Origin of the sequence: Streptomyces liliifuscus, assembly GCF_016598615.1 — a bacterium.
Lineage (GTDB): Bacteria > Actinomycetota > Actinomycetes > Streptomycetales > Streptomycetaceae > Streptomyces > Streptomyces liliifuscus.
On sequence record NZ_CP066831.1, the window covers coordinates 9,827,743 to 9,849,180 of the forward strand.

The following is a 21,438-nucleotide window of genomic DNA, read 5'->3' on the forward strand; positions in this document are numbered from 1 at the left end:
GAAAGTGGACCGCATGAGGCGCCGGTGCCGCGGGACCGGTCCTACGGGCCCGCGTCGTTCACCGCGTCCCGTCGACCAACCGGCGCGCGGCCACCTCCGCTCCGTCGGCGCGGAGCCGGCTTGCCAAGGACTGCGCACGAGCCCGGGTTTCAGGTGAGAGGGCGGTCTTGAGCCCCATGCCCAGAGAGCCGACGGTCGTGGTCGGAGCATCGAGGGCCGCACCGAGGTCCAGTGCCGCCACACGGCCGGCCCAGTACGGGTTGTCCGACAGCTGGAGAGGTATCACCACTTGCGGCGCGCCCGCCCGGGCCGCCGTCAGCGTCGTGCCCGCGCCACCGTGGTGGACCACAGCGGCCACCCTGGCGAACAGGGTCTGATGGCTGACCTCGCCGATGGCGAAACAGTCGTCCCCGTCGTCGACGAGCTCCAGGTCGGCCCAACCGCGGGACACGAGCACGCGCTGCCCCTGTGCGCGGATCGCCTCGACGGCCATGCCCCCGATGCCTTCGGCCGGGGACATACTGCCGAAGCCCACATAGACCGGCGGGGTGCCCGCGTCCAGGAACCTCACCAAATCCGCCGGGAGGGGCCGTTCGTCCGCGAGGGTCCATGCGCCGGTCTGTACGACGTCGAGGCCGGGGGTCTCCTGCCATGATCCCAGGACCGGGTCCGCCGCCAACCACGGACAGTCGGTGAGGATGTGATCGCGGACGTTGTCCACCGGCGGCAGACCGAGGGCGGTCCGGTGACCGTTGAGTGCCTCGCCGAACTGCGCGTTGACGTTCTGGGCGTCCAACTCCCACAGTGTCAGGTTGTCGGCGACCTCAGGCTTCGGCCAGCCCGGCCGCGGCGGTGGCGCGTGGTGCGGCGACGGCAGGTGGACCGCCGCGTAGCTCACGTACACGTAGGGGATACCCGCGGCCTCGGCCACGGATCGCGCGGCGACCTGCCCCAGACCTGCCGCCACCACCACGTCACATCCGTCGAACGCCGCGGGGAAGGTGTCGAACTGCGTCTCGACCAACTCGTTCCTGTAGCGGGCCAGGTCCGTTGCCGAGGGCAGGATCTTGCCACGCATCAACTCCCTGACGGGTGGCCCGACCGGCACCGGCTGCACTCCGATACCCGCGAGCCGCTTGGCGAATTCCTCGTCCGGCGGGGCGCACATCCTCACCGCCGCGCCGAGCGCCCGCAGCCGCACCGCCAGTGCCACCAGCGGTTCGACGTCGCCACGTGTCCCGTATGTGGACAACAACACCCGCATTCAGCGTCCTCTTTCGTCGAGTCTTCCCCGCGCTTGTGTCGTTTCCGTCCGGGCTCGGGGTGATGGCCGGCGGCGGTGATGCGTCGGTCGTCAGGCATGATCGGCAGCAGTGTAGGGCGAGTGTCGGCCGGGGCAGGCGGCGATTGCCTCGTGTCATCGCGCTTGGTCGCGTCGGTCAACTCGCTTGTCTGGCGGCAGACTTGTGCGTTCGGGAGTTGCCGGGAACAGATCTCTCGGTGGCCACGGTGCGTGTGGGGCCGGAGGTTCGGCGTCGGCCGGCTCTGGGCAGTCTGTGCTCGGCGAGGTGTGCAAGATCCCCCATCGTCCACACAACCGGAGTGCCACGCGATGCAGAGTTCGTCCACACCCTTACCCGATGTTTCGGTCATCCTGCCCTGCGCCGGAGACGCAACCCGTTTCGGTGCGCCCTACCCGAAGGAGTTGCACTGTCTGGCTCCTGGGGTCACCGTGCTGGACCGCAGCCTGGAAGCCGTCGTCGAACTCGCCAAGAGCGGACTCAATGTGCGCCTGGTCGTCGTGTTCGGAACACACAAGCTGGACACGGTGAGCTATCTCGCTCGCTATGCCGACACCTTCCAGATGGTCTTCGTCTACCAGGACGAATCGTTCGGGCCCGGTCTCGACGGGGCGATCCGGTCCGCCCTGCCGATGACACAGGGGCCGGTGGCCCTCGTACTGCCTGACATCGTTGTCGCGGGGTCGGACACGCCGGGCAAGCTCCTTGACGCCTTGCGGCAGGTGGAGGTGGCGGGCTGGAGCGTAGTGGCCGCCGAGGAGCGGGATCACGACACGCTGCGGCAGATGGGCGCGTTGGCGGTGGCCGAGGAGGGCGGCGTCCTGATCGTGGGGGCGGCCACCGACAAGCCGGCGGATCCCTCGGGCTTCAACGCGTTCTGGGGCATGGTGGCCGTCACCGAGAGGGAGGCGCACAAGCTGCCCGACGTGGTGGGCCTGGGAGCGACCAACCCGTTGGCCGGTGCGGTCGCTCTCATGGTGGAGGGGATCGTCAATTACAACACCCCCTCGGGCTGACTTCCTGTGCGCCGACGAGTTGGCGCACGGTGTGGCGTACGGGCTTCCCCTGGGCCGGGCGTTCGTCCAGGTGTTGGGTACGCCCTCACGTAAGACGATCCCGCCGCGGTGAGCCCTTCCGTGCAAGGGGCGGCGGCCAAAGGCGCTGTGCCTGCCGACGTGGCAGGTCCAGAATGCTGTCGTGGCCGAAGACGAACAGAGCGGCATGGAACCGGGTTCATTCCTGCAGTGCGCGACGGAGGTGGCTCGGCTGCTGGGTGTCGAAGACGTCGTCATGAAGCCGGACGACCGGCGTGCCCGCCTCCTCGCCCATGCGGTGCGCAAGCCACTGCTCGAACGTGCGAGTCTGCCCGAGGAGTTGTTCGCCCCGTTGATGGCGGCAGCCGTGTACGACCCGGATCCCAGCTTCTGCCGCTGGTTCGTCGAGCCGGCGGTCTACGCATTCGGACGCCGCCGCGTGATGGCAGCACTGGTCGACTACCTACGGATCGGCACGGACGCCGAGCGAGCGGGTGCCGTGCGGGCCTGGTACTGCGCCCATGTGCCTTTGCGCGCGGACCGGTCCCCGGCGTACGGACCCGGTGGGGTACGTGATCCCGCGCTGGACGAGTCGCAGGACATCAAGGACGCCTGGCTGGAGGCCTCGATGCGGGTGTTCGCCGAGGCCACCGATCTGCGGATGAGCCACCGTGTCCTGCTGGACCTGCCCACCTCCCGCGCGGCATACCCGCCACGCCTGCACAACCTGCTTGAGAGCACACTCGCATCCGCCCAGGCGCATCCCGACCAGCGCATCCGTCGCTGGGCGGCCGCAGCGGACCGCGACGCAGTCTGAGCCCGGCTGTCACCCACCCCTCAGCAGCTACTGTCACCCACCCCTCAGCAGTTACGGACAGCCCTTGGCCCCCGTCTACAAGGGGCGGACAGTGAGGATCTGTACGGCGTGGCCGACGGGGCCGTCGAGGTCGTGCAGGACGCTGCTCGTGAGCCCCTGTCCGGTCGGGCCGAAGGTGACGGTGGTGTCCAGGCCGGTCCACGGCCCGTGTGGCTGCCGGTGCAGGTGGATCGTCAGGTCCAGGTTGGGGAACATCCACGCGGCGGGGTCCTGCTGCACGGCGATGCCGTTGGCGGTGTCGACGAGCGCGATGTACGAGGCGAGGGCGGTGCTCGGCTCGTCAGCGACGAGGTCGACGAGCGAGGACACCCAGGCCGTCGCGCGGCCCTTGCGGGGCGGAGTCGTCCGGCGAACGTCGATGGACGAGACATAGCCCCCGTTCCACGCCTCGTTCATCGCCCAGGGGCTGAGCTCTTCGGGGAGGGGGAGCCGCTCGTGGGGGCTGTCGGCCACGGGCGATGTGTCCAGGGACGCCAACAGCCAGGCGCGGGCACGGACGACCGGGCGGCCGGCGATGACCACGGTCGCTTCGAGGAGTTCGATGGTCCGGCCGGGACGAACGGTCTCAACGGCTATCTCGCACTCGTCGAGGGCGAGGCGGCCGAGGATGTCGTAACTGATCCTTGCGAGCGTCGGATTCCCGGGGCGCTCGGCGAGTTGTCGTTCGATCGCGTGGACGACAAGCCCCGCGAGCGGGCTGAAGTGCTGTTCGTCGGTCTGCCAGGCGCCACCCGCGTGAGCTGTGGGTTTGTAGGTGTGCTCGCCCGTCCGCTCGTAGTAGCTCTCGCGCGCGATGACGCCGGTGGTCACGGGATCTGTCTCCTTGGATCGGGTTGCATGGGTGTTGACCTGCCCGCGGGTGCCTAGTGGCTGAAGAGGGTGCCGGCCAGGACGACGTGGACGGTGGTGCCGCCGAGGATGCTGAGCAGGGCGTTGCGGCGCCACAGGTGCAGGCCGATGGTGGTGGCGAGTGCGACGAGGGGTGCCGCGGCGCGTGCCTCGGTCACCGGGAGGTCGTGCAGGCAGTACACGACGAGGATGATCATGACGCCGGCCGGCATGCGGGCGCTGAGGTACTGCACGGTGCTGCTGGCGCGCAGCGGGGCGAGCGCGGCGAACGGCAGGGCGCGCAGCACCCAGGTGACGGCGGCGGCAACGCCGATCGCTGCGACGGCGTAGGCGGTGTCAGGCATGGCTCGGCTTCCCGCTCCTCGTCAGGTGACGGATCAGGAGTCCGGCGGTGAACAGGGCGAAGGCGGCCGGCAGCATCTGGCCCGGGACTAGCAGCCGGGCCGCCAAGGCGCTCAGCAGGGCGAGGAGTGGAGTGGGCAGGTCCCCGCGGAGATCGTGGACGGCGTCGAGCGCCAGGACGGTGAACAGGGCGGTCAGGGCGAAGTCCAGGCCGGTGACGCCGGCCGGAATGAGGGAGCCGAGGAGGGCTCCCGCGGTCGCGCTCCCGGCCCAGTACAGGTGCAGGAGGAACTGGACACGCAGGATGCGTCGACCGGACCAGGAGCGGGCCTGCTCGCCGCTGGCCAGTGCGTACGCCTCGTCGCAGAGCGCGAAGGTGCTGTACGTCCTGCCGAGGCGGCCCGATATCCGGTGCAGGGGGAACGACAGCGCGTAGAAGACGTGCCGGACGTTCACCATGAAGGCCGCGAGCGCGATCGACGCCAGCGGCGCCGCCGCGACAACCAGTCCGATCAGCAGGAACTCGAACGAGCCGCCGAAGGCGAGCGCGGCGGACAGGCCCGCCCACCACCAGTCCAGACCGGAATGCACGCAGAGTGCCCCGAAGGCGAGCCCGAGCGGAACGAACCCCAGGCCGACGGAGGCGGAGTCGCGGAGCGCGACAAGGACATCGGACGGCGCTCTGGTCGGCTGGGGCGGCACCACGACGGCGACAGGGCGTATTCGCATACGGACATTTTAGAAGGAATCGCGACTCATATGGTTGCGTGTTGTGACCCTATGATCTACTCATGAGCAATGAAGTGAGCCTCGATGCGACCGATCGTGAAATCTTGTTTCACATGCGCCAGGACGGTCGGCTCGCCAACGTTGAGCTCGCCAAGCGGGTCGGCCTGACGCCGCCACCGTGCCTGCGCCGGGTCAAGCGGCTGGAGGAGGCGGGTGTCATCGCCGGCTATCGGGCCGTCATCGACCCCGCGGCCATGGGGCGCGGACTGGAGGTCCTCGTCGACGTCGAGATCTCCGCCCAGGACCGCAGGAGTTTCGAGGAGTTCGAGACGACCGTCTCCTCGTACGAGGAGGTCATCGAGTTCCGCCGCATGTATGGCCGCCCCGACTACTTCATTCGCGTCGCAGTCGCCGATCACGCCGCCTACGAAACCTTCCTCACCAGCAAGCTCAGTGGCCTGCCCGCCGTCCTGCGCCTCACCTCTCACCTCACCATGAAGAAGATCAAAGCGGAGGACTGAACCCGCGTCGGTGAGCACGAAGGAAGACCCATCGATCTTCCGTCGTGATCGTGCCGCGGTTGCAGGGCGTCGGAGTGAGGCGGATCAGGCCCGCGGTTTGGCCATGCGGGCGTGGCGTGACGCCTTGAGCGTTTCTGGCATGAAGCGGTGTTTGACGGCGGTGCGCCGGGTGGCGGCGTCGCCTCCGACGACTTCGGCCCGTCCGTCCATCAGGGCCAGGAATCCCTGGCGTGCGACGTCCTTGCGGCTGTTCTTCTTCATACCGGAGCCGAAGGCGGTGTTGTTCATGCCGGCACGGGCGTGGAAGTCGCTGTCGGTGGCGCCGGGCATGAGGGTGGTGACGCTGACGCCGTGTTCCTTGAGTTCTTCGCGCAGGCCGAGGGCGAACATGCGGGTGAAGGCGCGGGAGGGTCCGTAGACGGTCTCGTAGGGAGTGGGCAGGGTGGCCGAGAGGGATGAGGTGATGAGGATGCGGCCCTGCCGGTTGGCGGCCATGTGGCGGGCGACGTGCTTGGCCAGGTGGACGACGGAGGTGACGTTGAGTTCGATCAGGCCGAGTTCGTCGTCGAGGTCGGTGTCGAGGAAGGCGCCGCCGATGCTGCGTCCGGCGTTCAGGACTGCCGCGTCGAGGGGGCGTCCGGTCTTCTCCACCGCTTGCCATACGGTTTCCACGCCGTCGGCCTGGGCGAGGTCGGCGCGTACGGGAATGACGTCGACGCCGTGCCGGGCGAGGTCGGCGGCTGCCTGATCGGTCTTCTCACTGCGGCCGGTGGCCACCAGGTCGAAGCCGTTGATGGCGAACAGCAGGGCGAGTTCGTAGCCGATGCCGGAGGAGGCTCCGGTCACCAGCGCCAGCGGACGCTCGGTGGGGGTCCCGTTCATGAGGTGCTCCTTGGGGTGGGGGACGGTCGGCGCCGGCGGGCGCCTGGTGGTCGATGGCCAGGGGCCGACCGCCGTCCGTACGAGCCGGGCTGGTCCTACGGGCGTGAGCCGGGGCGTCCGGGAGGCGGGGTGTCGGCCGGGTTCTGGTCTGTCCGGTGGGTGCTCCAACTGGCGAGGATGCGGAGCTTGTCGAGGTCGGCGTCGGATTTCCCGGCGTAGATGAACAGCACTTGATCCGGGTCGCCGGGGAGGGTGAGGGCCTCGTAGGTGATATCGAGACGGCCCACCGTGGGGTGGTTGAACCGTTTCGTGCCCCAGGTGCGTTCGACGACAGTGCGCTCGGCCCACCAGGTGCGGAACTCGGGGCTCGCGGCCTTGAGTTCGTCGACGAAGCGGGCGGTCAGCGCATCGTGGGGGTAGCGGCCCGCTTCGGCGCGCAGGACGCCTACGACTTCGGACGTGACCTTCGCCCAGTCGAGGTAGAGGTCACGGGCGGCAGGATCCAGAAGCAGCCAGCGCAGCAGGTTGCGGTCGTCGGCGGCGCGTTGGCCGAACGGGGTCAGGAGGGCGTCCAGGAGAGCGTTGGAGGCCAGGACCTCGTTGCGGCGACCGAGGACGAAGGCGGGCTGGTCGTGCATGCCGTCGAGAATGCGCAGCAGGTCGGGGCGTACCTCCTGGCGCGGCGCAGGCTCCCTCACCGCCTGCCGGGGCTGAGGGCGGAGCAGGTCGCGCAGGTACTGGGTCTCGGCCTGGGTCAGCCGCAGCGCCTCGGCGATGGACAGGATGACGCCTTCCGAGGCGCTGGTGAGCCGTCCCTGTTCGAGGCGTGTGTAGTAGTCCACGCTGACGCCGGCCAACTGCGCGACCTCCTCGCGACGCAGGCCCGGGACGCGGCGGCCCGGATGGTTGGCCAGCCCGGCCTGCGAGGGCCGGACGGCGTCACGCCGGGTGCGCAAAAACTCTTTGAGCTCTTCGGCTTTCTTCGCCATGCCTGCCAGTGTTCCCCCGGTCGGGGTGCGGATCCACCGACGAAGGGGGGCAGGTCTTTCCCGGTCAGGAGTGTCCCCCGCCACAGCACTGCCTGCGGCTTTGTCAGGTGTCCGACCGGTCGGGCGGCCACCGCGGCGACGTCGGACAGTTCGCCGACACCCTCGCTCGGCCCGCCGCCGTCGCCGAAGAGCGGCCGGAGAAGACGCCATGGAGCCCCGCAGACCCGGCACGCCTGGCGCAGGTCCTCGCACCTCTCGCCGCGGCCGGCCACCAGGTCATCGCCCCCGACTGCCGCGGTGCCGGCGCGTCGGCCAAGCCCCGCGACGGCTACGACAAGGGGACGATGGCCGGGGTCTCCGGAACATCGTCGGCGCGTACGGAGTCGAACTCCTTGCCGTCCGGTGCAGTCCGCTTCCGTCCGCAGAGGGGCGGTTCTCGGGGATCAACGATGCATCGGCAGCAGCTCGGCGCGTGTGCGGCTCGGGTTAGGGTCGTGTGAGCGTGTGCTTTCCCGCAGGCAGCCGCAGCGGTCGTTGCCGACCGGACATGATCGAGCGGGCGGAAACGGGGGAGACGGCAGGATGGGGCGGGGAAGGCCGGAGCAGGCCGCGGTACTGGACGTCGGTTGCCACAGCGCACTGCTGACAGTGGTCCGGTGGCGCCCGGGTGCGGGACTGGAGCCGGTCTTCTCGTACAAGACCCGGCTACGGCTGCACGAGGAGCTCGACGGCAGAGGCCGCCTGCGCAAGGTCGGGATCACCAGCGTGCAGCACGCCGTGGCCGAAGCGATGGCCGCCGTCCGGGTCCGCCGCCCGCCGACCGTGTTCCCCTTCGCGACCTCGGTCATCCGGGACGCGCCCAATCGGGAACAGGTGATCGCGCAGGTGGCCCGTGCCACCGGTACGCGGCTGCTGGTCCTGCCCGGTGAGGAGGAGGCACGCCTGGCCTATGTGGCGGCCCGGCAGTGGACGGGTTCCGGGAGCGGCCCGCTGCTGATGCTGGACATCGGTGGCGGCACCGTGGAGATCGCCTCGGGCCGTGGAGCGCGTCCTCGCAGTGTGCTCTCGCTGCCGTTGGGCGCGCGGCGCATCACCCGGGACTGGCTTCCGGGCGGCACCGTTCCGTCCGCGGCACGTCTGGAGGAGGTCCGGGAGTTCCTCGGCCATGCCCTGAGTACGGCCCCCGGCCTGCCGGTGGCCGCACGGGACGGGAGCGTCGTCGCCTGCTCCAAGACCTTCGAGCAACTCGCCCGCCTGGCCGGCACTTCGTCCAGGCGCAGAAGAGCGCATGCCGGGCGGCAGTTGACGCTGTCCCAGTTGCGGCGGTGGATCCCGGTGCTGGCCGGAGCGGATCCCGCCCGTCGGACCCGACTGCCGGGCATCTCCCGGCACCGCGCGGGGCAGGCCCTGGCCGGCGCTCTCGTCGCCGAGGCACTCCTCACGGCGTGCGAGGCCGAGAGCATCGGCATCTCCCCGTGGTCGACCAGGGAGGGCCTTCTCCTTGAGCACCTCGGCGTGGTCCCGGCAGAACCCGGGCACGACCTCCCTCTCGTCGGCTGACCGCCGGACCGACGCGGCTGGCCGCGAAGGCGGGGCTTCTACGGTTCCAGGGTCTTCGCCCATGAGAGCGGGAGGCCTCACAGCCAGTCGTCGCGGCGGAACGCAACTCGGCGAAGCGCGTGATGCGTTCCGCCGCCTGCGTGAGGTGGTCGCTCACGTCCCGCAGGGAGGTGCCGATCTCCGGGGCGAATCCCGGCACCTCCCTCGGCCGGGTCCCGCAGCGGCATCGCGAGCGTAATCACCGCGCGCCGCCGCTCCGGCACCTCCCGCTCGAGCTGGTGGCACGGTGGCAGGACGGGTCAGCCGGAGACGGTGATTCGGTCGGCCGGGACGAGACGGGGGACGAGGCGGACGTACGCGATCATGCCGAGGACCTCGACCAGGGTCTGGGTGACCACGACCACCGCGGCCACCGACAGGGCATCGGGCAGGGCCAGGGCCAGGGGCAGGACGACCAGGGAGTTGCGGGTCGCGCCGGTGAAGACGACGGCCCGGGAGGCGGGGGCGTCGAGGCGGAACAGGCGGGCGACGGCCTTCCCGGCGTACGCCATCACGATCAGGAACACCACGTAGAACGGGATGACGGCCGCGACATCGGCGAGGCTGCCGCCGAGCTTGGGGACCTGGGAGGCCACCACGACCAGCAGGGTGGCGGCCATCAGCGGGACCATCGCAGTGCTCGCGGCGTCGGCGACACTCTGCCCGGCCGGCCGGCGGGCCGCCCACGTCTGCAAGGTCCACGCCAGCGCCAGCGGGATGACGATCAGCACGAGGAACGCCTCGACGAACGGGTCGACCTCGACGATGTCGGCCAGCTCCGAGCCCATGAAGACGTACAGGAACCCGGGCAGCAGGATCATCTGCGCGACCAGCAGCAGCGGGGTGGCGGCCAGCAGCCGACGGCCGGAACCCCCGGCCAGGCCGGAGAAGACGATCACGTAGTCCACACACGGGCACAGCAGCACCAGCAGGACACCGATCCGTACGGCCTGGTCGGCGGGCAGGAAGGTGAACATCGCGGCGACGACCAGCGGCACCACCACGAAGTTCACCACCAGCGCGGCCGACAGGAACCGTCCGTCGCGCAGGGAACGGAGGAGCTCGGCGGCCGGGACCTGGAGGAAGGTGACGAACAGCAGAGCGCCGAGCACCGGATTGATGGCGTACTCCAAGCCGGGCCCGGCCGACGGCGCCGCCCAGCCCACCAGGGCGCCCAGCGCCATCGCGCCGAGGTACACCGCGATCTGGTGGTGTTCCATCCGCTCGACCGGACCCGACGGTTCCCGCGACACCCGACTGCTCCCCTGCTCCGTACCGGCCCGCCCCTGGCGGCGGTCCGCTTCCGTCATCCTCACAGGCCCGGCCGACGACCTCCGCCCCAGGTCAGTGCACGTGCTCAGCCCAAGCCGTGCCGACGGTGGGCACGCCGAGGTCGACCGGGCCCGCTCCCGTGTCGCAGGCGGCTGCCCGGCGTCGGGGAGAAGCGGGGTGGTTCATGCGGTCGCTCCGAACAGGTCGGTCAGCAGCGGTGCCGCGGCTTCGGGGGTGCGCACGGTCAGTTCCAGCGCGGCGGGATCCAGGTGCAGGGTGAAGTCGAAGAACGAGCAGCAGCTCTGTTCGGCCGCTGCCAGGGCCGCGACCCGCCCGGCCAGCTCCACGGTGGCCGGGAACGTGAGCCGCAGGCCGTCGGGGATCTCGTGGAGTGTGATGGCCTGCTCCACCAGCTGACGCCACTCCTGCTTGCGACCCTCCAACTCGGGGCCGTCCAGAGTGCAGTCCACCGGAGCCTCCCGCCAGGATTCGGCCGCTGATTCCGGTGCCGCTTCCGGTGCCGGTTCCGGCGCGGCGGGCCGGAACCGCGACAGCGTTACCGGCACCGGTCCGGTGGTGGCCGGTCCGGCGGCGGCCGGGACAGTGGGGCAGCCACAGTCCGGCCCGCACCCGCCCTCCGGAGCCGGACCCGACAAGTCGGCGTGAACGGCGGCAAGATGTGCGGAGAATGCCGACAAGTCGGCGATCCGGCCCTCGGTCTCCGCGATGCGGCCCGCGACCAGCGGCACCATCCGCCCACGGACCGCCGCGCACACCCCCTCCTCCCGGACGTCCAGGAGCTCGCGGATCTCCTCCAGGGCCAGGCCCAGGAGCTTGGCCGAGGAGATGAAACCCAGGCGCTCGACGGCGTCCTCGCCGTAGACGCGGTAACCCGAAGGGGTCCGCCCGGCCGGCAGCAGCCCGGCGTCCTCGTAGAAACGCAGCGTGGTGGCGGGAACACCGCAGCGTTCCGCCAGCTGCGAGATCCGATAGGTGCCCATGCCCCCGACGGTAGACCTTCGACCCGACTCGAAGGTCAAGCCCTCTGACGTGGGACGGCGGTAGCGCTCGGCGGAGCGCTCAGGCGTCCGGGAGCATCGAGCGCTGGTGGACGAGCTCACCGCCGAGCGGTTCCCATGCCAGTACGCCCAGCAGCTCGGCATCGTTGGTGGTGGGCCTCGTCGGCGGCCCTGCGCAGGGCCGCCGGGCCGGAGGTGGGCCTTGGGTGTCGCAACTGAACTCGATGGTTCATGATTTCCTGAATTCATGATGAGGTGTATCTTCAAGATGTGCTGACTATTGCCTCCGACATCGAGGTGCTGGCCCGATTCGGCCGTGCGCTCGCAGACCCGATCCGCTGCCGGCTGCTGCTCGCGCTGCGCGAGGCCCCGGCCCACCCTTCCGATCTCGCCGACGCCCTCGGCATCTCCCGTACGAGGCTGTCGAACCACCTGGCGTGCCTGCGGGACTGCGGTCTGGTGATCGCCATCCCCGTCGGCCGCCGCACCCGCTACGAGCTGGCCGACGAACGTCTCGGTCATGCCCTCGACCACCTGCGCAACGCCGTGGTCGCGGTCGAGGCCGACAAGACCTGCCCGGACGCCGAGACGCGGGGCTGCTGTTGATGACCTCGATATCCCTCGGGCCGTCGCCGGCCCGCCGTGACGCACTCGCGCGCCGCATACGCCTGTTGGTCGCCGCGACGATCACCTACAACGTCGTCGAGGCGATCGTCGCGATCACCGCCGGAACGATCGCCTCCTCCACCGCACTGATCGGCTTCGGCCTCGACTCGGTCATCGAGGTCTCCTCGGCCGCCGCGGTCGCCTGGCAGTTCTCCGCCCGTGAGCACACGGTCCGCGAGGCACGGGAGAGGACAACGCTGCGGATCATCGCGGTGTCGTTCTTCACGCTCGCCGCGTACATCACCTTCGACGCTGTCCGCGCATTGGCCGGCACCGGCGAAGCTGAACGCTCCATCCCCGGCATCGTCATCGCCGCCCTGTCGCTGGCCGTCATGCCGTTCCTGTCCGCCGCCCAGCGCACGGCCGGACGCGAACTCGGTTCCGCCAGCGCGGTCGCGGACTCCAAGCAGACCCTGCTGTGCACGTACCTGTCCGCCGTCCTGCTGGTCGGCCTGGTGGCCAACGCCACCCTCGGCTGGTCCTGGGCCGACCCCGTCGCCGCACTCGTCATCGCCGCCATCGCGGTCAAGGAAGGCCGCGACGCCTGGCAGGGCAAGGGCTGTTGCGCGACACCGGCAGCCCCGGTCCCCACTCAAGAGCAGGCAGCGGATGGGTGCGGGTGCCGACCGGGATGCGACTGCTGCTGAACCGGGTGGGGCCCGCCCGCCGCAACTGACCGGCTGCTCGGTCGACTTCATGAGCGGAAGCGGCACCCCGCGTACCTCACGCTGTTCCTCACCCGTTCGGGCCGGTTCCGTTCAGGAGCTCGTGCAGGATCAGGTCGGGGTCCTGGCGTGCCGCTCGGCGGAGGGCCTCGTCGTATCTGTCGTCGCCGAGAAGGTGGCGAGTCGTCTGTTCGAGCTGGTCGCGTACGTGCTTCATTTCGGGGGTGCCGCGTTGAGGGTGGCCGACGGTGCCCCAGTACGTCTCGCCGGCGCCCAGTGCCGTGACGGCCTGTTCTCCTGCGCCCTGGGCGGCGAGGATCGATGCCAGCAGGTCGAGGCCGAGGGCGATGCCGAAGCTGTCTCCGAGGTGCTGCTTGCCTTGCAGCATGCGCATGGCGTGCGCGGTGGCGTCCTGGGTGCGGTCCTCGAACAGGGCGATCAGGGCCAGTTGATAGGCGGCGTAGGAGCGGGTCCACCACTCGCCGATCGCCACGCAGTCGTCGTACAGTTCCCCGGCCTCGCGGCGGGCGATGCTCAGCTGCCCCTCCGCCGTGAGCGCGAAGACACGGACGAGCCGGCACATGAACCGGCCCTGCGAGGCAGGCGCGGTATGTCCCGCGCGGTCCAGTTCGCGGTCGGCCAGCCAGCGGGCGGTCATCGGACGGCCCTGCAGGAGGTAGATCAGGCCCTCCAGGTAGGCAGCCCGCAGCATGCCCTCGACGTCCTGCCGGGCCGACGCCTCCGCGTGACTGGACGCCGCCAGCGTGCCCGCGGCCTCGTACTCTCCCCGCAGCACGCGCGCCACGCCCAGGGCCCACCGGGCCCGGGCACGCGAGGCACCGGACTCCACGTCGGCGTCCAGGGAGGCCTGCACGTAGTGGGCGACCTCGCGGAGGCGTCCGCAGCAGCTCCAGAAGAAGCCGAGCAGCCCGCTCATCTCGAGGGCGGCCCGGGGGTGTGTGGCGAGGGAGCGGTCGAGGGCGGCGCACAGATCGGGGTGGGCGCGGCGGATCGCGTGGTACCAGGATGCCTGCCGAGGGCCGAGCCAGTCCCGGTTCGCGCTGCGGGCGAGACCCAGGAAGTGCTCGGCGTGGCGGTCGGCCATGCTTGAGGCCTCGCCGGTCTCGTCCAGCCACATGTGTCCGTAGTCGCGCACTGTGTCCAGCATCCGGTAGCCGCCCGCGCCGCGGGACACGACGGACTTCGCCACCAGGCCCGACAGCGCTGCCTCCACGGCCGTCTCGTGCAGTGGACCTCCGCCGCACACGGCATGGACCGTGTCGATGTCCACCGTGCCGCGGAAGACGGACAGCCGCGCCCACAGCAGCCGCTCCGACGGTTCGCACAGCTCATGGCTCCACCCGATGGTGGTGCGGATCGCCCGGTGGCGCGACGGCCCGGTGACCTCTCCCTCGGCTTCGAGGTCCAGCCGTGACCACAGAGTGTTCTCGACCTCGCGGAGCGTCCGCTGCCCAAGGTGCCCGGCAACCAGTTCCAGGGACAGCGGGATCCCTTCCAGCCACCGGCACAGGCGGGCCGCTGTCGCTCGATCCTTCGGGTCCGTCAACGATGCTCCAGCGGTGGACGCACGGCGGCGCAGCAACTCGACGGCGTCGGTCGCGGTGGGCAGTGGTTCGACGGTGACGAGGTGTTCGCCGGGCATCTCCAGTGGTTCGCGGCTGGTCGCCAGCACGGTCAGGGAGGGGCAGGTCATGACCAGATGGGCGGCCAGGTGACGGCAGGAACTCAGCAGGTGTTCGCAGGAGTCGAGCACGAGTACGGCGTCCGTGTCCGCCAGCCACTCGCAGAGGGCATCCAGCGGCAGGGTCGCCGTGTGGTCGGCGAAGCCGGCGGCGTCAGCCACCGTCGCGATCAGGAGACGGTCGTCCCGCAGGGGCCACAGTTCCACCCAGATCGCCTTGCGACGCTGGTTCCTGAGAGCCGCGTGCACGGCGTGCAGAGCCAGCCGGCTCTTGCCGACACCGCCCACCCCGATGAGTGTGACAAGGCCCTCCCGCATCAACGCGTCGGAGAGGTGAGCCAGTTCGGACTTGCGCCCGATGAACTCGTCGGAGATGTCAGGGAGGTTGCTCAACACGGAGGACAGTCTTGCCTCTTCACCGGCGCGAGACGGGTGCCCGTTCACCCGTCGGAGTGAAGGGCGGTCAGAGCGGCAGCAGCCCGACGGCGGTCGAGGCCGCGATCCGGTGCCAGTTCGCGCTGCGGTGGAGCATCGCGTGGTCGCCGCCCGGCACGAGGAGGACATCGGCACGGGCCCCGGCCGCGCGGGCCCGGTGAACGAACGCCACCGAGTCGTGCGGGTCGGTGACGCGGTCACGGTCTCCGTGGATCACTGTGACGTCCTTGTCCCGCAGGTGGGTCACCGGCTCGTCGTCCGGACACCAGGGCGCCAGTGCCAGCACGGCCCGGACCTGAGGCGCGTCCGCGGCGCGCAGGGCCGCGCGACCTCCCATCGAGTGGCCCACGAGGATCACCGGGACATCTCCGACGAGGCGCGTGAGCTCCGCGAGTGCCCGCCGGACGTCCCGCAGGGCATCGGCGTCAGCGCCGTTCCAGCCGCGCACGCGGTAGCGCACCTCTCCCAGGAAGACCCCGTCGTCCGGCAGCGCCGCGGCCACGGCCCGTACGAACGGTTTCATCCGTACGGCTGCCAACTGCCACGGCCGGGACGGAGCCCGGCTGTCGGCCGTGCCGCCGTGCAGGAACAGGATGGCGGCACGCGCCGCGGGAGGAGAGCGGCGCGGCACCAGCGCGGCGCGCGCACCTGCCCTTGCGGCCTGGTGCCCGTGAACCGTCATCCGTGCCCCTCACCCATCATGTGGCCGTCTCCGCGGAGGTCCGTTCACTGATCATTCGTTGCCGACCGGCGGAAGGTTTGGTCGGCCGGTAGCACGCCGGTTCGTCCTCTCCCATGACCCTCCTGCTCGTGCTGTGGGGTTTCACCTGCGTTTTCATGGGGGGTGGGACCAATCCGTGGCCGTGTGGGGATCGGATTACGTCCGGAGATGTCCCGACCACGAAGGACCACCGTGAAAGAAGCCGTGCACATCGGCACAAACCCGTCCCTGGAGCCGGACCTGCAGGAACTGCTGGGCCGGGTCGCCCTGGGCGAGGAAGCAGCCTTCGCCCCCGTCTACGACCGCGTGGCCGGCCCGGTCCTGGGCGTCGTACGCGCCGTCCTGCGCGACCAGGCACAGTCCGAGGAAGTCGCCCAGGAAGTCCTCGTGGAAGTGTGGCGCACCGCCCCCCGCTACCGCCCCGACCGCGGCACGGCCATCAACTGGATCCTCACCCTCGCCCACCGCAGAGCGGTCGACCGGGTCCGCTCGGCAGAAGCCGCATCCGCCCGCGACCACAAGGCCGCCCTGCTGGACCACACCCCGACTACGACGAAGTGGCCGAACAGGTGGAAACCCGCCTCGAACGCGAACAGGTCCGACGCTGCCTGCGCACCCTCACCGACATCCAGCGCCAGGCCGTCGTGCTCGCCTACTACCGGGGACTGACCTACCGCCAGGTCGCCGAAGCCCTCACCCTCCCACTGGGCACCGTGAAAACCCGCCTGCGCGACGGACTCATCCGCCTGCGCGACTGCCTGGGAGTCACCGCATGACCACCGCCGACCCGCACACCCTCACCGGCGCCTACGCCCTGCACGCCCTCACCCACGACGAACGCGAAGAATTCCGACGCCACCTCGCCGCCTGCGAACCCTGCACCCAGGAGACCGCCGAACTGAGTGCCACCGCCACCCGCCTGGCCCTGGCCGTCTCCCTCACCCCCCGCCCCGCACTGCGCGCACAGGTACTCCACCAGATCACCACCGTCCGCCAGGACACACCCCGCCGGCCCCTCCTGCCCAAGACAGCCCGCACGGCCCGGCGCGGACGCCTCCTGCCACGCTGGGCGCTGGCAGCCTCCCTGGCCGCGGCCGCCGCCCTCGGCACCACCGCGGCATGGCAGCACCAGCGTGCCGAGGATGCCCTCCAACAGGCCCGGCAGTCCCAACAGCAGACAGACCGGATCGCCGCCGTCCTCGCCGCACCCGACGCCAAAACCCGCGCCACCACCCTGCCCGGCGGGGCCACCGGCACCCTCACCGTCTCCGACCACCAGGACAAAGCCGTCCTCGCCGTCACCGCCATGACCGACCCACCCCCGGGCAAGGTCTACCAACTCTGGTTCAACACCCACGGCACCATGCGCCCCGCCGGACTCATGGACCCCACCCGCAGCAACCAGTCCGTCCTGATGGACGGTCTCCACGACGCCACCGGCATGGGCATCACCCTCGAACCCACCGGCGGATCCCCACAACCCACCACCACCCCACTCACCCAGATGAACCTCCCCACCTGAGCTTGAGTTTTATCCGCCCGAGAAGCCCGAGAAGCCCGAGAAGAAGGTCGGCAGGCTACGTCGTCACTTGGGCGGCCCTCGGTGCTGAGGCGGTGCTACAAGAATCGGCGGATGGGCATGACGGCGACCTCGCGCGCCCGCTGCAGTACGGAACGTCGCTTCCAGCGTCCCTCACGGATCAGCGTGGCGGCCTTGAGATCGTTGTCGAAATGGCTGTCGAGAATGGCCGTGAACTCCTGGTCCAGCGCGGCGAGCATTATCTCCTCGTCGTGGTCGAGGGAGCGGCGGTTGAAGTTGGTGGAGCCGACCAGGGCGGCGACGCCGTCGACGGTGATGACCTTGGTGTGCAGCATCGTCGGCTGGTACTGGTAGATCTTCACGCCACAGGCGATGAGGTTCTCGTAGTGGTGCTGGCCGGCCAGTTGGCAGACCCTCTTGTCGGTGTGAGGGCCGGGCAGCAGGATCTCCACCTCGACCCCCCGCCGGGCCGTCGCGCACAGCAGGTCGATGAAGTAGACGTCGGGTGAGAAGTAGGCGGTGGCCAGCCGGAAGCGGTCTTCGGCGGACTCCAGCACGACCCGGAGCAGGGTCTGCATGTCCTGCCAGCCGAAGCTGGCCGACCCGCGCACCACCTGCACCACCGCGCCACCCTGCGGACTGTGCGGGACGAACCGGTCGCAGTCGTCGAAGAGTTCGTCGTGGCACTCGGCCCAGTTCTGCGCGAAGGCGGCAGCCACACCGTTCACGGCCGGCCCGCGGACCTCGACGTGGGTGTCGCGCCATTCGTGCTCGTTGCGCGCGTCGCCGCACCACTCCTCGGCGATGCCGACCCCGCCGGTGAACGCCGTCTGCTCGTCCACGACGAGGACCTTGCGGTGACAGCGGTGGTTCTGTTTGAACGGTGACAGGGCCAGGGGCTTGCGGAACCAGGCCACTTGCACACCTGTCTCCTTCATTTCCTCCAGCAGGTCCTTCTCGATCAGCCGACTGCCGAAGCCGTCGAGCAGCAGCCGCACCCGTACACCCGCCCTGGCCCGTTCGGCCAGCGCCCGCGCGAACTCGCGGGCGATGTCTCCCCTCCAGTACACGAAGGTCATCATGTCCACGGTGTACTCGGCGGACCGGACGGCCGCCAGCATCGCCGGGAAGATCTCGTCTCCGTTGCGCAGAGCGGTCAGCGTGTTGCCCTCGGTCGCCGCGATACCGATCAGCCGCTCAAGGCGGCGCCGTATCCGCGTGACGCGCTCCTGGGTCTTCGCCAGTGACTCAGTGTCGGAGCCGGGGACGGTCTGCTCGGGCTGGTCCCGCGTGCTACTGGCCATGGCGTCACCTGGCCGGCACTCACAGGAGACAGACGAGCCGCGCTGCCCGGACCGGCGCGGGACGCAGCGCACAGAATGTACCCACTCATCACCCCCCGAGACGCGGGCAGCGGGAACCCGGCGTCCGTACCGTGCGATTTCGGACTCGGACACGATGAGCGGACCCTCGCAGACATGCGTACTGCCGGAGCGGGCAGGAGACAATCACCCTGCTTTCCACACAAGGCGGCATCGTGACATCCATGAGCGCCCGCGCAACCACTGCCGTCACCACCGAAGCAGTCGACGAGGCCGATGACCTGCCCTGGATCGAGGACGGCGGAAAGGTCGCCCCCAAGGACGCACGCGTACTGTCCCGGCTGTTCCTGGACCGGCTTCAGGTCCTGGAGGAGGGCACCCGCGAGTACCAGTACGCCCGCAACACGCTCATCGAGATGAACCTCTCCCTGGTGACCTTCGCGGCCCGCCGCTTCCGCAACAGGGGCAGCGGGGACATGGAGGACATCGTCCAGGTCGGCACCATCGGCCTGATCAAGGCCATCGACCGGTTCGACCTGTCACGCGAGGTCGAGTTCACCTCCTTCGCGATCCCCTACATCGTCGGCGAGATCAAGCGCTTCTTCCGCGACACCACCTGGGCCGTGCACGTCCCCAGGCGCCTGCAGGAACTGCGCGTCGAACTCGCGAAGAGCAAGGAAGCCCTCGCCACCACGCTCAACCGCACCCCCACGGTGAAGGAACTCGCCGCCCACCTCGGCCTGACCGAGGACGAGGTCGTCGAGGGCCTCGTGGCCGCCAACGGCTATGTCGCCGGCTCCATCGACACCCCGGGCGGCGACGACGAAACCGGCGACAGCGGGCAGAAGTACACGGACACCCTGGGCGAAGTCGATCCGGCGCTGGACCTGTTCGAAGACCTGCACGCGCTCGGCCCTCTGCTGCAGCAGCTCGACGAGCGGGAGCGCGCCATCATCGAGATGCGCTTCGGCCAGGAGATGACCCAGGCGGAGATCGGCAGCGAACTGCAGCTGTCGCAGATGCACATATCCCGCCTGCTCTCCCGCACCCTCACCAAGCTCCGCAAGGGCCTGCTCCCGGCCTGACCCGTCGCCACCGAGCCGGTGCCGCACGTCCAACTCCGGATGCCGGTACGGCTGATCGGCAGGGCATTGAATCGCCCTGCCGATCACTCTCGCCGGGTGCTTTCAGCGGAGGTGCGGCCTGGGGTGCGAGCGCGTGCTGAAGCGTACGAGCGTGCGGACGTCCGAGGGGGCGAGAGCTGTCTCCGTGTGGTCGGTGAGTGCGGTGACTGCGGGCAGGACGTCGGCAGGGGCGACGGTCGGCTGAAGCCATACGTGTAGGCGTACGCGCAGATGTCCTGGCCGTGTCAGTACGCGGGTGCGGCAGCGGGCGACGCCATCGATCGCGACCGCCTGCCGGGTCATGGCGTCCTCCAGGGCCCTGGTCCGCAGGGCGGTGCCGGGGGTGGGCAGAGCCATGAGCGGTCGGAAGCCGCTGCGCAGTTGCCGGGCGCACCAGAGGGCGAGCAGGACGGTCGCGGCGATCGAGCCCGCCGTGATCGTGGGTGTCCACCACCCCTGCGTGCGGACCGCGGCGAGTTCCTTCGCGTCGATGAGTGCGGTGTGGGGTCCGGTAGTGGGCCACCACCCCGGCAGGCGCGGCGCCCACGACGCGTGGGTGACGGCGAGCCAGACGCCGCCGGCGAGAAACACCAGGCCGACGACGGCCAGGACGGCCCGGTTGATGACCATGCGGGGATGTGGCATCAGCGGTTCGCTCCTTCGAGAGCCCTGCCGTCGGCAGTGACTGCGACGGGGTGTCCCACCCCTCCACCACCCTCTTCCGTCTCGGGATCCCAGGCGGCCTCGGGCCGGACACGGACGCGCAACCGCGGCACTCGGAGCAGGCCGCAGCCCTCCAGTGCCCGGCCGGCCGCGCTCTCCACTCGCCGCCGAGCGACTGCCCGGTCGCCGAAGGCCAGTCGGGCCCGGACAGCGACGGTGCGCCGTCGCACCCGAACCCGCACGCGACCGATGCCCTGGGTGTCACCCACGGCGTCGCGGACCAGGACCGCGACCGCCCCACGGTCCACGGCCGCCCGCAGGCGCGGAGAGGGCGAGGCGAGCGTGAGCAGCCCACGACGTCCGGGAGTGAGGGCCAGGGCGATCATCAGGAGGCCGAGAACGGCGAGCACGCCGGCGCCGATGACCACGGACGGCTCGCCGGGGCCGTGTCCCGACAGCCAGTTCAAGGTGTGGGTGCGCCAGAGCGCTGCCGGGCGGTGAGCGGTGTGCACCAGAATCAGGTCGAACGCCAGGGCGCCGCAGGCCACCGCGGCCGCCAGGGTGAGGAGCCCCATCGGCAGTCGGCGCCGCGACCACCACCGCAGCGGCGTCCGCGAAACGACTACCGGCTCCGCGCTCGCCGGGGCGGAGTGGTTGCGCGGCGCCACGGACTTCGCCGCGGCAGGTACGGGGATCAGAGCGGTGACGGCGATGCGCACCGCGGCGATGTCGAGACCGGTCAACCGGTGTGTGCGGTCGGTGACATGCTTCTGAAGTGCCCGGACCGCGCCGGGCAGTGGTGTCGGGTAGCGCAGCGCCACATCGACCGCGACATCCGCCCGGCGCCCGCGCACGGTGGCCGAACCCTTGGCGGCTCCTGCGCCCGGAACCGACACCGACACGGCTTCGGCGGCCACCCGTTCGGCGATCTTGCGTACCGCCTTGTCCGAGACGGTCGTTGTGCCCCGCTGGGCGGCTGCCACGGTCATCGGCGGCTCCGCTCGTAGGCGTCGCGTACGTCCTGGACGCTGCCGCCGCCGTCGAACCAGTGGCCAGCCGCCCACCCCACACCGCCCAGGGCGGCCACAAGCAGGAACGCTCCGAAGCCCCCGAAGTGTCCCGCGAAGGCCAGCGCCATCCCGGCGATCATCCCGACGAACGCCCTGCTCTGTGCCATGTCCCGTTC

Annotated in this window: 23 protein-coding genes and 1 pseudogene; 10 read left to right on the plus strand and 14 right to left on the minus strand. The window is 70.2% G+C overall.

Annotated elements, in window-relative coordinates:
• Positions 1-58: 58 nt before the first annotated feature.
• Positions 59-1,264, minus strand: coding sequence for a glycosyltransferase (locus JEQ17_RS42820; protein WP_200400295.1), 1,206 nt, complete (start codon positions 1,262-1,264; stop codon positions 59-61).
• 468 nt (positions 1,265-1,732) lie between these two features.
• Between JEQ17_RS42820 and JEQ17_RS42825 the strand changes: the two genes are divergently transcribed.
• Both JEQ17_RS42825 and JEQ17_RS42830 read left to right on the plus strand, forming a co-directional pair.
• Positions 1,733-2,317 (plus strand): hypothetical protein, encoded by a 585-nt coding sequence (locus JEQ17_RS42825; RefSeq protein WP_325176310.1) that lies wholly within the window; start codon positions 1,733-1,735, stop codon positions 2,315-2,317.
• 181 nt (positions 2,318-2,498) lie between these two features.
• Positions 2,499-3,152: a hypothetical protein gene (locus tag JEQ17_RS42830; RefSeq protein WP_234048577.1), complete on the plus strand. Its 654-nt coding sequence runs from the start codon at positions 2,499-2,501 to the stop codon at positions 3,150-3,152.
• Between the two features lie 75 nt (positions 3,153-3,227).
• Here the strand turns inward: JEQ17_RS42830 and JEQ17_RS42835 are convergent, their stop codons facing one another.
• From JEQ17_RS42835 to JEQ17_RS42845, 3 genes are read right to left on the minus strand one after another with little or no spacing between them, the layout of a single operon-like run.
• A complete protein-coding gene (locus tag JEQ17_RS42835; protein WP_200400297.1) occupies positions 3,228-4,022 on the minus strand; it encodes a thioesterase family protein in 795 nt (264 codons plus the stop codon).
• A gap of 53 nt (positions 4,023-4,075) precedes the next feature.
• Entirely contained in the window at positions 4,076-4,405 is a 330-nt protein-coding gene (locus JEQ17_RS42840; protein WP_200400298.1) for a branched-chain amino acid transporter permease, read from the minus strand.
• Positions 4,398-5,132 carry an AzlC family ABC transporter permease gene (locus JEQ17_RS42845; RefSeq protein WP_200400299.1) on the minus strand — a complete coding sequence of 245 codons (735 nt, stop codon included), beginning with the start codon at positions 5,130-5,132 and terminating at the stop codon, positions 4,398-4,400. Before JEQ17_RS42845 ends, JEQ17_RS42840 begins: the two co-directional genes overlap by 8 nt.
• Before the next feature lie 62 nt (positions 5,133-5,194).
• On the opposite strand from JEQ17_RS42845, the gene JEQ17_RS42850 reads away from it, so the two are divergent.
• Positions 5,195-5,653 (plus strand): Lrp/AsnC family transcriptional regulator, encoded by a 459-nt coding sequence (locus tag JEQ17_RS42850; RefSeq protein WP_200400300.1) that lies wholly within the window; start codon positions 5,195-5,197, stop codon positions 5,651-5,653.
• Between the two features lie 84 nt (positions 5,654-5,737).
• Here the strand turns inward: JEQ17_RS42850 and JEQ17_RS42855 are convergent, their stop codons facing one another.
• Both JEQ17_RS42855 and JEQ17_RS42860 read right to left on the minus strand, forming a co-directional pair.
• Positions 5,738-6,535, minus strand: coding sequence for an SDR family NAD(P)-dependent oxidoreductase (locus JEQ17_RS42855; protein ID WP_200400301.1), 798 nt, complete (start codon positions 6,533-6,535; stop codon positions 5,738-5,740).
• Between the two features lie 95 nt (positions 6,536-6,630).
• Positions 6,631-7,524 carry a helix-turn-helix transcriptional regulator gene (locus tag JEQ17_RS42860; protein WP_200400302.1) on the minus strand — a complete coding sequence of 298 codons (894 nt, stop codon included), beginning with the start codon at positions 7,522-7,524 and terminating at the stop codon, positions 6,631-6,633.
• A gap of 107 nt (positions 7,525-7,631) precedes the next feature.
• On the opposite strand from JEQ17_RS42860, the gene JEQ17_RS42865 reads away from it, so the two are divergent.
• Together JEQ17_RS42865 and JEQ17_RS42870 are read left to right on the plus strand one after the other, a co-directional pair.
• Complete coding sequence (locus JEQ17_RS42865) at positions 7,632-8,024, plus strand: alpha/beta fold hydrolase (RefSeq protein WP_200400303.1); 393 nt, start codon at positions 7,632-7,634, stop codon at positions 8,022-8,024.
• Between the two features lie 82 nt (positions 8,025-8,106).
• Positions 8,107-9,084 (plus strand): Ppx/GppA phosphatase family protein, encoded by a 978-nt coding sequence (locus JEQ17_RS42870; protein WP_200400304.1) that lies wholly within the window; start codon positions 8,107-8,109, stop codon positions 9,082-9,084.
• 299 nt (positions 9,085-9,383) lie between these two features.
• Here the strand turns inward: JEQ17_RS42870 and JEQ17_RS42875 are convergent, their stop codons facing one another.
• Both JEQ17_RS42875 and JEQ17_RS42880 read right to left on the minus strand, forming a co-directional pair.
• Positions 9,384-10,343 carry an arsenic resistance protein gene (locus tag JEQ17_RS42875; RefSeq protein WP_200402013.1) on the minus strand — a complete coding sequence of 320 codons (960 nt, stop codon included), beginning with the start codon at positions 10,341-10,343 and terminating at the stop codon, positions 9,384-9,386.
• Positions 10,344-10,577: 234 nt separating this feature from the next.
• On the minus strand, positions 10,578-11,396 hold the full coding sequence (locus JEQ17_RS42880; protein ID WP_200400305.1) for a heavy metal-responsive transcriptional regulator: 819 nt from the start codon (positions 11,394-11,396) through the stop codon (positions 10,578-10,580).
• Between the two features lie 288 nt (positions 11,397-11,684).
• Here JEQ17_RS42880 and JEQ17_RS42885 point away from each other — a divergent pair, with 288 nt between their 5' ends.
• Both JEQ17_RS42885 and JEQ17_RS42890 read left to right on the plus strand, forming a co-directional pair.
• A complete protein-coding gene (locus tag JEQ17_RS42885; RefSeq protein ID WP_200400306.1) occupies positions 11,685-12,020 on the plus strand; it encodes an ArsR/SmtB family transcription factor in 336 nt (111 codons plus the stop codon).
• On the plus strand, positions 12,020-12,727 hold the full coding sequence (locus JEQ17_RS42890) for a cation transporter (protein ID WP_200400307.1): 708 nt from the start codon (positions 12,020-12,022) through the stop codon (positions 12,725-12,727). The genes JEQ17_RS42885 and JEQ17_RS42890 overlap by 1 nt, the downstream gene beginning before the upstream one ends.
• 88 nt (positions 12,728-12,815) lie before the next feature.
• Here the strand turns inward: JEQ17_RS42890 and JEQ17_RS42895 are convergent, their stop codons facing one another.
• Positions 12,816-14,843 carry an ATP-binding protein gene (locus JEQ17_RS42895; RefSeq protein WP_200400308.1) on the minus strand — a complete coding sequence of 676 codons (2,028 nt, stop codon included), beginning with the start codon at positions 14,841-14,843 and terminating at the stop codon, positions 12,816-12,818.
• A 67-nt stretch (positions 14,844-14,910) separates the two neighbouring features.
• Positions 14,911-15,564 carry an alpha/beta fold hydrolase gene (locus tag JEQ17_RS42900; protein WP_200400309.1) on the minus strand — a complete coding sequence of 218 codons (654 nt, stop codon included), beginning with the start codon at positions 15,562-15,564 and terminating at the stop codon, positions 14,911-14,913.
• A 231-nt stretch (positions 15,565-15,795) separates the two neighbouring features.
• Between JEQ17_RS42900 and JEQ17_RS42905 the strand changes: the two are divergent.
• Positions 15,796-16,379: pseudogene (locus tag JEQ17_RS42905) on the plus strand (sigma-70 family RNA polymerase sigma factor).
• Positions 16,376-17,125, plus strand: a complete 750-nt coding sequence (locus JEQ17_RS42910; protein ID WP_200400310.1) for an anti-sigma factor — start codon at positions 16,376-16,378, stop codon at positions 17,123-17,125. The pseudogene JEQ17_RS42905 and the gene JEQ17_RS42910 overlap by 4 nt, the downstream one beginning before the upstream one ends.
• Positions 17,126-17,220: 95 nt before the next feature.
• Here the strand turns inward: JEQ17_RS42910 and JEQ17_RS42915 are convergent, their stop codons facing one another.
• Positions 17,221-18,447 (minus strand): phospholipase D-like domain-containing protein, encoded by a 1,227-nt coding sequence (locus JEQ17_RS42915; RefSeq protein WP_200400311.1) that lies wholly within the window; start codon positions 18,445-18,447, stop codon positions 17,221-17,223.
• 242 nt (positions 18,448-18,689) lie between these two features.
• On the opposite strand from JEQ17_RS42915, the gene JEQ17_RS42920 reads away from it, so the two are divergent.
• On the plus strand, positions 18,690-19,550 hold the full coding sequence (locus JEQ17_RS42920) for an RNA polymerase sigma factor SigF (protein WP_200400312.1): 861 nt from the start codon (positions 18,690-18,692) through the stop codon (positions 19,548-19,550).
• Between the two features lie 102 nt (positions 19,551-19,652).
• Here the strand turns inward: JEQ17_RS42920 and JEQ17_RS42925 are convergent, their stop codons facing one another.
• The 3 genes from JEQ17_RS42925 to JEQ17_RS42935 are packed head-to-tail and all read right to left on the minus strand — an operon-like array spanning position 19,653 to position 21,429.
• Positions 19,653-20,234, minus strand: a complete 582-nt coding sequence (locus tag JEQ17_RS42925; RefSeq protein ID WP_200400313.1) for an Asp23/Gls24 family envelope stress response protein — start codon at positions 20,232-20,234, stop codon at positions 19,653-19,655.
• Positions 20,234-21,241 carry a DUF6286 domain-containing Asp23/Gls24 family envelope stress response protein gene (locus JEQ17_RS42930; protein ID WP_200400314.1) on the minus strand — a complete coding sequence of 336 codons (1,008 nt, stop codon included), beginning with the start codon at positions 21,239-21,241 and terminating at the stop codon, positions 20,234-20,236. The genes JEQ17_RS42925 and JEQ17_RS42930 overlap by 1 nt, the downstream gene beginning before the upstream one ends.
• Positions 21,238-21,429: a hypothetical protein gene (locus tag JEQ17_RS42935; protein ID WP_200402125.1), complete on the minus strand. Its 192-nt coding sequence runs from the start codon at positions 21,427-21,429 to the stop codon at positions 21,238-21,240. Before JEQ17_RS42935 ends, JEQ17_RS42930 begins: the two co-directional genes overlap by 4 nt.
• Between the last annotated feature and the right edge of the window lie 9 nt (positions 21,430-21,438).

Excerpts from the sequence above, each read along its gene's own strand:
- JEQ17_RS42820 (WP_200400295.1), bottom strand. The coding sequence starts at position 1,264 with ATGCGGGTGTTGTTGTCCACATACGGGACACGTGGCGACGTCGAACCG.
- JEQ17_RS42840 (WP_200400298.1), bottom strand. The coding sequence starts at position 4,405 with ATGCCTGACACCGCCTACGCCGTCGCAGCGATCGGCGTTGCCGCCGCC.
- JEQ17_RS42845 (WP_200400299.1), bottom strand. The coding sequence starts at position 5,132 with ATGCGAATACGCCCTGTCGCCGTCGTGGTGCCGCCCCAGCCGACCAGA.
- JEQ17_RS42850 (WP_200400300.1), top strand. The coding sequence starts at position 5,195 with ATGAGCAATGAAGTGAGCCTCGATGCGACCGATCGTGAAATCTTGTTT.
- JEQ17_RS42855 (WP_200400301.1), bottom strand. The coding sequence starts at position 6,535 with ATGAACGGGACCCCCACCGAGCGTCCGCTGGCGCTGGTGACCGGAGCC.
- JEQ17_RS42860 (WP_200400302.1), bottom strand. The coding sequence starts at position 7,524 with ATGGCGAAGAAAGCCGAAGAGCTCAAAGAGTTTTTGCGCACCCGGCGT.
- JEQ17_RS42870 (WP_200400304.1), top strand. The coding sequence starts at position 8,107 with ATGGGGCGGGGAAGGCCGGAGCAGGCCGCGGTACTGGACGTCGGTTGC.
- JEQ17_RS42875 (WP_200402013.1), bottom strand. The coding sequence starts at position 10,343 with ATGGAACACCACCAGATCGCGGTGTACCTCGGCGCGATGGCGCTGGGC.
- JEQ17_RS42880 (WP_200400305.1), bottom strand. The coding sequence starts at position 11,396 with ATGGGCACCTATCGGATCTCGCAGCTGGCGGAACGCTGCGGTGTTCCC.
- JEQ17_RS42890 (WP_200400307.1), top strand. The coding sequence starts at position 12,020 with ATGACCTCGATATCCCTCGGGCCGTCGCCGGCCCGCCGTGACGCACTC.
- JEQ17_RS42900 (WP_200400309.1), bottom strand. The coding sequence starts at position 15,564 with ATGACGGTTCACGGGCACCAGGCCGCAAGGGCAGGTGCGCGCGCCGCG.
- JEQ17_RS42910 (WP_200400310.1), top strand. The coding sequence starts at position 16,376 with ATGACCACCGCCGACCCGCACACCCTCACCGGCGCCTACGCCCTGCAC.
- JEQ17_RS42915 (WP_200400311.1), bottom strand. The coding sequence starts at position 18,447 with ATGGCCAGTAGCACGCGGGACCAGCCCGAGCAGACCGTCCCCGGCTCC.
- JEQ17_RS42920 (WP_200400312.1), top strand. The coding sequence starts at position 18,690 with ATGAGCGCCCGCGCAACCACTGCCGTCACCACCGAAGCAGTCGACGAG.
- JEQ17_RS42925 (WP_200400313.1), bottom strand. The coding sequence starts at position 20,234 with ATGCCACATCCCCGCATGGTCATCAACCGGGCCGTCCTGGCCGTCGTC.
- JEQ17_RS42930 (WP_200400314.1), bottom strand. The coding sequence starts at position 21,241 with ATGACCGTGGCAGCCGCCCAGCGGGGCACAACGACCGTCTCGGACAAG.
- JEQ17_RS42935 (WP_200402125.1), bottom strand. The coding sequence starts at position 21,429 with ATGGCACAGAGCAGGGCGTTCGTCGGGATGATCGCCGGGATGGCGCTG.